Consider the following 11,648-nt stretch of genomic DNA (forward strand, 5'->3'; position numbering starts at 1 on the left):
CTTGGATTCCTTCGTATTTCAGTGCGCGCCGGATTGGGCATCCGGCGCAGGATTGTGCGGATTCGTGAGTGCCGCCACCACGCGTTCCATCTGCATGAAGCGCGAGCCTTTCACGAGTAACGTTGCGCCGGAACCGTAACCGGCCGCCGAGAGCGCATTCACCAGTTCACCGACACCAGCGGCATGCAGCGCATTCGCGCCGAATGCCGCCGAGCTGTCGCGCGCGGCGTCGCCGAGCGTGTGAAGCGCGTCGATGCCGCGCGCTTTCGCATAGGCGCCCACCTCGCGGTGAAACGCCGGACCGTCGTCGCCGACTTCGCCCATGTCGCCGAGCACCAGCACGCGCGGTGCGGCGCACTGCGCGAGCACGTCGATTGCCGCGCGCACGGAGTCCGGGTTCGCGTTGTAGGTGTCATCGATCACCGTGGCGCCCGCAAGTTCCCCGAGCAGCGCATGTTTCACCTGCAAGCGCCCCTTCACCGGCACGAACGCTTCGAGCCCGCGGCGGATCGCATCGAGCGAAACACCGGCGGCGAGCGCCGCCGCCGTCGCGGCAAGCGCGTTGTGGGCGTTGTGCGCGCCGAGCACCTGCAGTTCGACTTCGAGATGACCTTCCGGCGTGGCGATGGAAAGGCGATTGCACGCGCGTTTGTCTGCGAGCTTGTCTGCGAGCTTGTCTGCGAATTTGTCCGCGAATTTACCTGTGACCGCGGCGTCGACCGCGCGCTCGTCGGTATGAAGCGCAAAATCGAGCACCCGCGAGCCGGTCGCGGCGATGCGCCAGAGGCCTGCGTACGCGTCATCGGCGGGAAACACCGCGACGCCTTCCGGCTTCAACGCGTGAATCACGCTCGCGTGTTCGAGTGCGACAGCTTCCACCGTCGCCATGAATTCCTGATGTTCGCGTTGCGCGTTGTTGATCACCGCGACAGTCGGTTCCGCGAACTGTGCGAGCAGCTCCGTTTCGCCCGGATGGTTCATCCCGAGTTCCACGACGGCGAGGCGATGTGCGCCGGACAAACGCAGCAGCGTGAGCGGCACGCCGATATCGTTATTGAGGTTTCCGGCGGTCGCGAGACGACCGTCTTCGCCGACTGCCGCAGCGAAGATCGACGCGATCATTTCCTTGACGGTCGTCTTGCCGTTGCTGCCCGTCACCGCGACGAGCGGCAGCGCGAAACGCCGCCGCCAGCCGAGCGCGAGCGCGCCGAGCGCCGTGCGTGTGTCGTCCACGCGCAGCGCCGGCATGCGCCAGTCGCCGGGACTGCGCGACACCAGCACCGCGCTCACGCGGCGGTTCGCCACTTCGGGCAGGAATTCGTGCGCGTCGAACCGCTCGCCCTTGAGGGCCACGAACAGATCGCCGGGACCGGCCGTGCGGCTGTCGGTCGACACGCGCTCGAACGTGACGTGCTCGTCGCCGAGCACACTCGCACCCGGAATCAGCGCTGCCGCTTCGAGCAGGGAAAACATCGTCATTCGCCGCCTCCGCGCCCGTGCGTGACACGGGCAGCGAGAGCAAGCCGCGCGTGGTCCTGATCGGAGAACGCACGCTTCTTGCCCATGATTTCCTGAGTCGCCTCGTGCCCCTTGCCGGCCAGCACGACGACGTCTTCGCGCGCCGCGCCGCGCACCGCTTGCAGGATCGCGCTCGCGCGGTCCTCGACACGGCGTGCGTGCCCGGCATCGCGCATGCCGCCGACGATCTGGTCGATGATCGCGGCAGGCGATTCGCTGCGCGGGTTGTCGCTCGTCACGACGACCTGGTCGGCCAGACGCTCGGCAATCGCGCCCATCAGCGGACGCTTGGTCGCGTCGCGGTCGCCGCCGCAGCCGAACATGCACACGAGCTGGCCGCCGCGCGCCGCTGCAATCGGGCGCAGCGCCTCGAGCGTTTTTTCGAGCGCGTCGGGCGTGTGCGCGTAATCGATCACGACGAGCGGCTCGTCATGATCGACACGGCCGCCCAGGCGTTCCATGCGGCCGTTCACCGGCTGCAGCTTCGCCAGTTCGCCGAGCGCCGCCACGAGCGGCACGTTCGCCACGAGCAGCGCGCCGAGCACGCCGAGCAGATTGCTCACGTTGAAGAGGCCGAGCGTCTCGACTTCGACTTCGGCTTCGCCCCAGTCGGAGGTTTCGAGGTGGAACGCCGTGCCCGTGGCCGTCGCGCGCACGTTCGAGGCGCGCAGCGAGGCATCGGCAACCGGCGCTTCGGCCGCAGGTTTCTCGACGCTATAGGCAATCGTGCGCGCGTGGCCGCGCGTCGACGCGATCAGGCGGCGGCCTGCCTCGTCGTCGGCGTTGATCACCGCCGCGCGCAGGCCGGGCCACGCAAAGAGCCGCGCCTTCGCCGCCTCGTAGGCCGCGAACGTGCGGTGATAGTCGAGGTGATCCTGGGTGAGATTCGTGAAGATCGCGACGTCGAACGACGTGCCGTTCACGCGGCCCTGATGCAGCGCGTGCGACGACACTTCCATCGCCACCGCGTGCGCGCCGGACTCGCGCAACTGCGCAAGACTGCGCTGCAGTTGCGGCGCGTCGGGCGTGGTAAAACCGGTATGCACGAGCTGGCCGGGAAAGCCGCTGCCGAGCGTGCCGACGATCGCGCACTTCTGGCCGATCGCCGTGAGCGCCGAGGCAACCCACTGGCTGCACGACGTCTTGCCGTTGGTGCCGGTCACGCCGACCATGAGCATCGCGTCGCTCGGGTCGCCATACCAGCCGCTGGCGATGTCACCGGCCAGCATGTCGAGCTGCGGCACCGCGAGCGACATCGACGCATCCGGCTGGCCCGCGAACCCTTCCGGCTGATAAAGAATGGCGGCTGCGCCGCGTTCGATCGCGTTGTCGATGTGTGCGCGATTGTCCGCGCCCTCGACGGCATAGGCGACGAACACGTCGCCCGGTTTCAAGCCGCGCGTATCGGCGTGCAGGGCGGCCTGCGGCGCGGCGTGCGCGCGCAGCCACGCGAGCGCGTCCGCGATCTGCTGGTGCGCGGGATGCCGGTTGCGCGTAGCGCTCATCGGACGACTCCTGGGCTGTTCCTGGCGTTCTCGGCGACGGTCAGGCGACGCGCCGTTGCGGCCGGTTTCTTTGTCACATTCGCTGCTGTATTCGCTGCGGCAACTGCGCGCTTGTCCGACGCGGCGACGGCGGCACCGGAAGCCGGCGGGTTCGAAGGTGTTTCGCGTGCTGTGTCGTCGGAGACGACAAGCTGCTTGACGGGCATGTCGGGCGGCACGTTCAGCGAGCGCAGCGTGTCGCCGGCGATCGCCGAGAACACCGGACCCGACACCGCGCCGCCGAAGTGGCTGCCGGCAGTCGGCTCGTCGAGCGACACGGCGACGACGATACGCGGATTGGGCATCGGCGCCATGCCGACAAACGACGCGCGGTACTTCGACTTGTTGTAGCCGTGGGCCTCATGCTTGTACGCGGTGCCCGACTTGCCGCCCACGCGATAGCCCGGCACGGCGGCAGCCGGCGACGTGCCCTGGGTCGACACCACGCTTTCCAGCATCGTGCGCACTTCGCGCGCCGTGGTCGGCGAGAACACCTGCGTGCCGGCCACCGGCTGGTCGTCGCCCGGGTGGCGGAAGATCGTGACCGGCAGGAGCTGGCCGTCGTGGGCAATCGCCGTGTACGCGCGCGCGAGCTGGAACAGCGACACCGAAAGGCCATAACCGTACGACATCGTCGCCTGTTCGATGCGGCGCCAGCTCTTCCACGGACGCAGGCGGCCCGCCGCCGCGCCGGGGAACCCGACCTTCGGCGCCTGACCGAGTCCGATGCTCGTGTACATGTCCCACATTTCTTCGGGCCTGAGCGTCATCGCGATCTTGGTCGCGCCGATATTGCTCGACTTCTGGATCACGCCGCCCACCGTGAGCACGCCGAACGCGGCGTCGTCGGTGATGGTCGCGCCGTCCAGCGTGAAGTGGCCCGGGCCCGTATCCACCAGTGTAGTCGGCGAGACGCGGTGCAAATCCAGCGCGAGCGACACCGTGAACGGCTTCATGATCGAGCCCGGCTCGAACACGTCGGTGAGGATGCGGTTGCGCAACTGCTCGCCCGTGAGGTGCGAGCGGTCGTTCGGGTTGTAGGTGGGGAAGTTGACGAGCGCGAGCACTTCGCCGGTGCGCACGTCGACGACCATCGCCGCGCCGGCCTTCGCCTTGAACTTCTCGATGGCGGCCTTCAGGTTCGACCAGGCGATGTACTGGATCTTGCTGTCGATCGACAGCCGCACGTCCTGCCCGTCGTGCGGCACGACCTGCTCGTCGAGATCCTCGACCACGTGGCCCATGCGGTCCTTGATCACGTGACGGATGCCCGGCATGCCCTCGAGAATCTTCTGGTTGCTGAGCTCGACGCCTTCCTGGCCCTCGTCCTCGACGTTCGTGAAGCCGATCAGGTGAGCGGTCACCTCGCCTTCCGGATAGAAGCGCTTGTATTCGTTGCGCTGATAGACGCCCGGAATGTCGAGCGCCGCCACTTTGGCGGCGACTTCGAGCGGCACCTGGCGCTTCACGTAGACGAAGTTTTTGTCCTCGGAGAGCTTCTTGCGCAGATCGGTTGTCGACATGTCGAGCAACTGGCCGAGCTGCGTGAGCTTGTCGGCGCCGAGGTCGTCGGGCACGTCTTCGGGAAGGGCCCAGATGGCGCGCACGGGCAGGCTCGTCGCGAGGACGAGCCCGTTGCGGTCGAGGATCTTGCCGCGCGTGGCGGGCAATTCGACCGTGCGCTGATAGCGGCTTTCGCCCTGCTTCTGATAGAACGCGTTGCCCGGGCCCTGAATCCAGAACGCGCGCGCGGCAAGCGCGACGAACGCCATGAACAGCAGGAACACGACGAGCTTCGAGCGCCACATCGGCAGGCGCACGGACAGGATCGAATTCGACGAAAAGGCGACGCTCTTGCGGCTATTGCCCTTTTTCATCGCGTGCCTCCGCGACGGCTGGGAGGAGCGGCCGGGGCGGAGGCCGGCGCCGACGTGGGCACCGGCGCGTCCGAGGCGGTAGTCGCCCCGGGCGCGAGGGTCAGGTATTGCGTGCGTCCGGTCGCGACGGCCTGCATCTTGAGTGAATCGGTGGCGATCTGTTCGATGCGCGATGTCCTCGACAGCGCGCTCTGCTGATACTGAAGTTGTGCGTAGTCCTGCTGCAGCTGGCGCTCCTGCGACTGCGCACGCTGCAGCTGGATGAAGATCTGGCGCTGCTGATTGGTGGCGTTGACGACCGACAACGCACAGCCCATCACGACGATCAGCAGGAAGATATTCAGGCGGTTCATGGCGCGACGCGCTCCGCAATGCGCATCACGGCCGAGCGTGCGCGCGGGTTCGCGGCGACTTCGGCGTCGCTCGCGAACACGCGGCCGAGCAGCTTGAGCGGCGGGCTCGGCAGATCGACCGCGCGGATCGGCAAGCGGCGGTCAACGGCGGGCGCGCTTGCATGCGCCTGCATGAACCGCTTGACGATCCGGTCTTCGAGCGAATGAAAGCTGATGACCACCAGCCGCCCCCCCTGCTCCAGCGACGACAACGCTGCGTCTAGAACGACTTGCAGCTCCGCAAGCTCTTGATTGACGTGAATCCGTATAGCCTGAAAGGTGCGGGTTGCCGGGTCCTTACCCTTCTCACGTGTTTTGACGACGTTAGCCACGATTTGGGCAAGCTCGCCCGTGCTGACGAGAGGCCCGAGACGGTCGGACTCTGCCCGGCGAGCAACAAGCGCCTTTGCAATCTGAAAAGCAAACCGTTCTTCCCCATAATCTCGAATCACCTCCGTCAGTTCCTGCAACGTGGCCCGAGCGAGCCAGTCAGCGGCAGACTCGCCGCGCGTCGGGTCCATCCGCATGTCGAGCGGACCGTCCGCGCGGAAACTGAAACCGCGCTGCGGGTCGTCGACTTGCGGCGACGACACGCCAAGATCCAGCAGCACACCCGACACACGCCCTACCCCGCGCGACGCCAGAGCGTCGCGCAGCGAAGCAAAACTCTCGTGCACGATGGCGAAACGCGGATCCTCGATCGTCGCGGCTTCGGCAATCGCGAGCGGATCCTTGTCGAACGCGATCAGGCGCCCGCCGTCGGCCAGCCGGCCGAGGATCGCGCGGCTGTGCCCGCCGCGTCCGAACGTGCCGTCCACATAGAGGCCGTCCACACGCGTGACGAGTGCATCAACCGCTTCGTCGAGCAGCACCGTGCGATGCTGCAGTCCCTGTCCCATCGCAGATGCCATAGCTGTTTAAACCGCGATCAGAACGTGAAATTCTTCAAGGCGTCGGGCATGCCCTGGGCCATCGCGGCCTGCTCCTTGGCCGCGTAGGTCTGCGCATCCCACAACTCAAAATGACTACCCATGCCAAGCAGCATGACTTCCTTTTCCATTCCCGCCGCAAGACGTAATTCGGGTGAGACGAGCACACGGCCCGCGCTGTCGACGTCGACATCGGACGCGTTGCCGAGAAAAATCCGGCGCCACCAGTGCGCATCCATCGGCAAGGCGGCGACCTTCGCGCGGAACACTTCCCATTCGGGGCGCGGAAATAGCAACAGGCAGCCGTCCGGGTGCTTGGTGATCGTCACCCGTCCCTCTGCCTGTTGTTGCAGCGCGTCCCGATAGCGCGACGGAATCGACATCCGTCCTTTCGCATCAAGAGTCAGCGCCGACGCCCCCTGGAACAATTTGCTCCCCCTCGAACGGCGGCACTGGCCAACCGTCTCAATTCAAAAATTTACCCGAATAGGCCCCGGAAATCACACAAAAATACACTTTCTCACACTGTCTCCCACTTTAGAGTAACGCCCAACAAGGGTCAAGGGACGCCGCTCGCTTTTTCACGAAATTTGTCCGATAGAACAATGACTTAGCGGCATTTCCCAAGGTCAGGTGAAAAATAAAAAACCGTTACGAATGAATGAGCTAACGCAGGTTGTGAAGGTGATACGTGAAAAGCGCGAAGAAAACCGCAGGCGGGACTTGATTTGGCGGGAATAAAAGCGCGGGACGAGCTGGATTGGATCGCGTGCAAAACACGGAGCGGCACAGGGCACCGCTCCGCATCAAAACCTCAAATGTAGTACGCGGTACGCGTCATTATTTTCGACACGGTGCGCATCAGCGCACGCACCGGCAACGGCAGTTCGACACCGCCTGCATCGGCCGCCGCTTTCGCGTGGGCGATCTCGTCGGTGCGCATCTGCTCGACGATGGCGCGCGATTCGAGATCGGCGAGCGGCAGGCTTTCCAGGTGACCGTCGAGATGGTGTTCCACCTGGCGCTCGGTTTCGGCCATGAAACCGAGACTCACCTTGTCGCCAAAGCGGCCCGCGGCCAGACCGATCGCCACCGCACCCGCATACCAGAGCGGATTGAGCAGGCTCGGGCGCGCGTCGAGCGCCTGCAGGCGGCGCGCTGTCCAGGCAAGGTGATCCTCTTCCTCGCGCGCGGCCTGTTCGAAAGCCGCTTTCAGCGTGGACGAGCGCGTGGCCAGCTTCTGCGCCTGATAAAGCGCCTGGGCACACACTTCACCGACGTGATTCACACGCATCAGTCCTGCGGCGTGCGCACGCTCGGCCTGTGTGAGTTCCGCGGCGGCGGGCGTCATCGTTTCGGCTGATTCGATGGCGTTGGTGGCTTTGGTGGCTTCGCCCTCCGAAGACTGGGCGTGCGGTACGGGCATCGGCCGCGTCATGCGGGAAACGCCCGTAACGGAGCGCAGGCCCCGATCGAATTCGGTAATCAAATCGTCAAGCGTCATCCAACCTCCCTTTGATTGCTCGAATGGCGGCCAGGCCGCGAACCGCTTTCTTTCGGCTACTTGTGCGGATGCGAATACAAGAACTCCCGGATCGCAGTCAATCAGGGGCAGCGCCGATAGCAGGCGCATATTTTAGACCATGTTGTGTAAACGAAACAGGTACTTAGAAGCGACCCGGTTTTATTTTGCACCGGTCGGCGAGTTTGTTACATTACGTGCAATCTCTCGCACAGTTGACCGCAGAGACCGACGTCAATAAAAAATCGGCTCTGCGTATAAAGCGAAGAAAATCCAGAAAAGCTCGGGATCCGACACAGGTTCGAAGAAGAAGAGTTGTAGCAAACTCAAAGGCGCCTTCGGGCGCCTTTTTTCTTTGCGACGGCGCGGCTGCGCTTCGTCAGATTTCAGATTAGCCGAGCACAAACAAGAAAGGCCCACCCTCGCGGGCGGGCCTAAACCTTTACCGGTGAGCGACGCCGCTCAAGCGCGGCCGTCGCGCAATTCCCGGCGCAATATCTTGCCGACGTTGCTCTTCGGCAGCTCGTTGCGGAACTCGACAATTTTCGGACGCTTATAACCCGTGAGCTGCGTCTTGCAGTAATCGAACACGTCCTTGTCGGTGAGCGTCGGGTCCTTCTTCACGATGAAAAGCTTCACCGCCTCGCCGGAATGCTGGTCGGGCACGCCCACGGCCGCCACTTCGAATACGCCGGGCAGCTTCGCGACGACGTCCTCCACCTCGTTCGGATAAACGTTGAAGCCCGAGACGAGAATCATGTCCTTCTTGCGGTCGACGAGCTTCACATAGCCGCGCGCGTTCATAAGACCCACATCGCCCGATTTGAAGAAACCGTCCGGCGTCATGACCGTCGCCGTCTCCTCCGGGCGCTGCCAGTAGCCCGCCATCACCTGCGGCCCGCGAATGCAGATTTCGCCCGCTTCGCCGATCGGCAATTCGTTACCCACATCGTCGCGGATCGAAATTTCCGTCGAGGGAAGCGGCAGACCGATCGTTCCGGTGTATTCGGTCGCTGTCGTTGGATTGCAGGTTACGCTCGGCGAGGTTTCCGACAGGCCGTAGCCCTCGATGATCGGAGCATGTGTCTTCTCGTACCAGCGCTTCGCCACGGCTTCCTGCACCGCCATCCCGCCGCCGTTGGCAACGAGCAGTTTCGAAAAATCGAGCTTGCCGAAATCCGGGTGATTGAGGACGGCGTTGTAGAGCGTGTTCACCGCGGGGAACGTCGTGATCGAGTAGCCCTCGAGTTCCTTGATCATGCCCGCAATGTCGCGCGGGTTCGGGATCAGGACGGCGAGGCCGCCCGTGCGGATCGTCAGCAGGCCGCAGACCGTCAACGCGAACACGTGATAGAGCGGCAGCGCCGCGACCGTCACCGCCTGGACGCTGTCCGGCAGCCTGGCGAGTGCAGGCTCGCTCCATGCCGCCGATTGCAGCACGTTGGCGATCAGATTGCGATGCAGCAGCGTCGCGCCCTTCGAAACGCCGGTCGTACCGCCCGTGTACTGCAAAAACGCGACGTCGTCGCCCGACTGCTCGACGGGCTGGAACGGTGTGCGCGCTCCGGCACCGATCGCGTCGTTGAACCGCACGTGGCCCGGCAGCGTCCACACGGGCACCATCTTCTTCACGCGCCGCACGACGAAATTGACGAGACAGCCCTTCACACCAAGCAGATCGCCCATCGAGGCGACCACGATGTGCTTGACGCTCGTCCTCGCGACGACGGCATCGAGCGTCGACGCAAAATTCTCGAGAATAACGATCGCTTCGGCACCGCTGTCCTTCAACTGATGTTCGAGTTCGCGCGGCGTGTAGAGCGGATTCACGTTCACGACCACGTAGCCCGCGCGCAAGATGGCGGCAAGCGCAACCGGGTACTGAAGCACGTTCGGCATCATGATGGCGATGCGCGCGCCGCGCACGATGCCGCGCGACTGGAACCACGCTGCGAGCCGACGCGAGAGGTCGTCAAGCTGGCCGTAAGTGATCTGCTTGCCCATGCATGCAAAAGCGGGCCTCGTCCGAAAGGCATTAAAGCTTTCTTCGAGCAGCGCCGTGATCGACGCGTAGCGGCTCGGATCGATTTCCGAGGGAACGCCGGGGGGATACGATTTCAGCCAGACTTTTTCCATGCGGCGTCGTCTCCTTTAATTTTTCGAATGATCGTGCTAAAAACTGGATCGTAGCACGGAGCATTGTGGCTTAACCCTGTGAATCAGCAAGTTAGATACAGCACTCGAATGGCGGCGGCTCGCGACAAGCGACCAGGCCGCGCAGAGTGTCGCCTTGCCGCCGCCATTCGAGTGCTATCCGGCTCATCGCCTCTTAGGTGTTATGACCGATCGAGGATCCCGAAGCGTTGGAGCAAAAAAAGGGGTTGGGCGTAGAATGTTTTATTCAAACCCGGCTCAATCCCGGGTGCTCACCTGCTCGCGCACCGTCCGCCATGAAACTGCTCCCGGAAATTCAGTCCGCCCAAGGCGAAATCCAGGCCCTCCGACGAACGATTCACGCTCACCCCGAACTGCGCTACGAAGAAACCAGCACCTCTGATCTGGTTGCATCGACGTTAGCAGGATGGGGAATCGACGTACATCGTGGATTGGGCAAAACCGGCGTCGTCGGTGTTCTCAAACGAGGCAACGGCACGCGCTCGGTGGGGCTGCGCGCAGATATGGACGCGCTGCCGATCCACGAATTGAATACGTTCGAGCACCGCTCGCGCAATGAAGGCAAGATGCACGCGTGCGGACACGATGGCCATATGGCGATGCTGCTCGGCGCAGCCCGATATCTCGCGAAGCACGGGCAGTTCGACGGCACGGTGGTGTTTATCTTCCAGCCTGCCGAAGAGGGCGGCGCCGGGGCGCAAGCGATGATCGAGGATGGGTTGTTCGAGCGCTTTCCCGTCGACGCCGTGTTCGGCATCCATAACTGGCCGGGCATGCCGGAGGGTCACTTCGGCGTGACTGAAGGCCCGATCATGGCATCGAGCAACGAATTCCGCATCGACATTAAAGGCGTCGGTTCACATGCGGCGCTGCCGCACTTTGGACACGATCCCGTATTCACTGCCGTGCAGATCGCAAATGCGCTGCAAAGTATCATCACGCGTAACAAGAAGCCGCTCGACACGGCAGTGCTGTCGATCACGCAGATTCACGCCGGCGACGCGGTGAATGTCGTACCGAATGACGCGTGGCTGGCCGGGACCGTGCGCACGTTCACGACGGATACGCTCGATCTGATCGAATCGCGACTGCGCAAGATCGCTGCGAGCACGGCCGAAGCCTATGATTGCACGGCTGAGGTGACCTTCTACCGCAACTATCCGCCGACGGTGAACAGCAGGAAGGAAACGCAGTTTGCTGCGGAGGTCATGCGCGAGATAGTCGGCGAGGACTGCGTGAACGCCAGCGTCGAGCCGACGATGGGCGCCGAGGATTTCTCGTTCATGTTGATCGAGAAGCCGGGTTGCTACGCGTTTTTGGGTAACGGCGACGGTGGCCATCGCGATGCGGGCCACGGCGCGGGGCCGTGCATGTTGCACAACGCCAGCTACGATTTCAACGACCAGTTGCTGCCGGTTGGCTCGTCGTATTGGGTACAGCTTGCGACGAAGTTTCTTGCACAGAAGTAGATCTGTCACGCGCTTGAATACGAAAAAGCCGTCCTCCGGGACGGCTTTTTCATGTGCGCTGCTGTTTTGACTGTTCTGTTTGGACTATTCGCTTTGACTGCGGCCGTGCAGCCCCGCCCGTTCCAGAGCGAAGGCACAAACGCAAAAACCCCGGCTTTTGAGGGCCGGGGTTTTGCTGGATAAGGAGCCTGACGATTACCTACTTTCACACGGGCAATCCGC

9 protein-coding genes are annotated in these 11,648 nt (G+C 63.7%); 1 reads left to right on the top strand and 8 read right to left on the bottom strand.

Features of this window, described 5'->3' with window-relative positions; genetic code table 11:
* Positions 1–18: 18 nt before the first annotated feature.
* The 8 genes from murF to EPN59_RS04705 form a co-directional block, all read right to left on the bottom strand.
* Positions 19–1,479, bottom strand: coding sequence for a UDP-N-acetylmuramoyl-tripeptide--D-alanyl-D-alanine ligase (murF, locus tag EPN59_RS04670; protein WP_293042884.1), 1,461 nt, complete (start codon positions 1,477–1,479; stop codon positions 19–21).
* Positions 1,476–3,023, bottom strand: coding sequence for a UDP-N-acetylmuramoyl-L-alanyl-D-glutamate--2,6-diaminopimelate ligase (locus tag EPN59_RS04675; RefSeq protein ID WP_293042885.1), 1,548 nt, complete (start codon positions 3,021–3,023; stop codon positions 1,476–1,478). Before EPN59_RS04675 ends, murF begins: the two co-directional genes overlap by 4 nt.
* Positions 3,020–4,939 (bottom strand): penicillin-binding protein 2, encoded by a 1,920-nt coding sequence (locus tag EPN59_RS04680; RefSeq protein WP_293042887.1) that lies wholly within the window; start codon positions 4,937–4,939, stop codon positions 3,020–3,022. The genes EPN59_RS04675 and EPN59_RS04680 overlap by 4 nt, the downstream gene beginning before the upstream one ends.
* Entirely contained in the window at positions 4,936–5,292 is a 357-nt protein-coding gene (gene ftsL / locus EPN59_RS04685; protein ID WP_293042888.1) for a cell division protein FtsL, read from the bottom strand. Before ftsL ends, EPN59_RS04680 begins: the two co-directional genes overlap by 4 nt.
* Complete coding sequence (rsmH, locus tag EPN59_RS04690) at positions 5,289–6,230, bottom strand: 16S rRNA (cytosine(1402)-N(4))-methyltransferase RsmH (RefSeq protein ID WP_293042889.1); 942 nt, start codon at positions 6,228–6,230, stop codon at positions 5,289–5,291. The genes ftsL and rsmH overlap by 4 nt, the downstream gene beginning before the upstream one ends.
* A gap of 29 nt (positions 6,231–6,259) precedes the next feature.
* Positions 6,260–6,688 carry a division/cell wall cluster transcriptional repressor MraZ gene (gene mraZ, locus EPN59_RS04695; protein WP_028214080.1) on the bottom strand — a complete coding sequence of 143 codons (429 nt, stop codon included), beginning with the start codon at positions 6,686–6,688 and terminating at the stop codon, positions 6,260–6,262.
* Positions 6,689–7,074: 386 nt separating this feature from the next.
* Positions 7,075–7,764, bottom strand: a complete 690-nt coding sequence (gene coq7 / locus EPN59_RS04700; protein WP_293042893.1) for a 2-polyprenyl-3-methyl-6-methoxy-1,4-benzoquinone monooxygenase — start codon at positions 7,762–7,764, stop codon at positions 7,075–7,077.
* Between the two features lie 480 nt (positions 7,765–8,244).
* Positions 8,245–9,918: a long-chain fatty acid--CoA ligase gene (locus tag EPN59_RS04705; RefSeq protein ID WP_293042894.1), complete on the bottom strand. Its 1,674-nt coding sequence runs from the start codon at positions 9,916–9,918 to the stop codon at positions 8,245–8,247.
* Positions 9,919–10,232: 314 nt separating this feature from the next.
* Here EPN59_RS04705 and EPN59_RS04710 point away from each other — a divergent pair, with 314 nt between their 5' ends.
* Positions 10,233–11,426: a M20 aminoacylase family protein gene (locus EPN59_RS04710; RefSeq protein ID WP_293042896.1), complete on the top strand. Its 1,194-nt coding sequence runs from the start codon at positions 10,233–10,235 to the stop codon at positions 11,424–11,426.
* Positions 11,427–11,648: the final 222 nt, after the last annotated feature.

This window comes from Paraburkholderia sp. (genome assembly GCF_004298475.1).
Classification (GTDB): Bacteria; Pseudomonadota; Gammaproteobacteria; order Burkholderiales; family Burkholderiaceae; genus Paraburkholderia; species Paraburkholderia denitrificans.

Bases quoted from the DNA above. Each gene is read 5' to 3' on its own strand.
- murF (WP_293042884.1), bottom strand. From the start codon at position 1,479: ATGACGATGTTTTCCCTGCTCGAAGCGGCAGCGCTGATTCCGGGTGCG.
- EPN59_RS04675 (WP_293042885.1), bottom strand. From the start codon at position 3,023: ATGAGCGCTACGCGCAACCGGCATCCCGCGCACCAGCAGATCGCGGAC.
- EPN59_RS04680 (WP_293042887.1), bottom strand. From the start codon at position 4,939: ATGAAAAAGGGCAATAGCCGCAAGAGCGTCGCCTTTTCGTCGAATTCG.
- ftsL (WP_293042888.1), bottom strand. From the start codon at position 5,292: ATGAACCGCCTGAATATCTTCCTGCTGATCGTCGTGATGGGCTGTGCG.
- rsmH (WP_293042889.1), bottom strand. From the start codon at position 6,230: ATGGGACAGGGACTGCAGCATCGCACGGTGCTGCTCGACGAAGCGGTT.
- coq7 (WP_293042893.1), bottom strand. From the start codon at position 7,764: ATGACGCTTGACGATTTGATTACCGAATTCGATCGGGGCCTGCGCTCC.
- EPN59_RS04705 (WP_293042894.1), bottom strand. From the start codon at position 9,918: ATGGAAAAAGTCTGGCTGAAATCGTATCCCCCCGGCGTTCCCTCGGAA.
- EPN59_RS04710 (WP_293042896.1), top strand. From the start codon at position 10,233: ATGAAACTGCTCCCGGAAATTCAGTCCGCCCAAGGCGAAATCCAGGCC.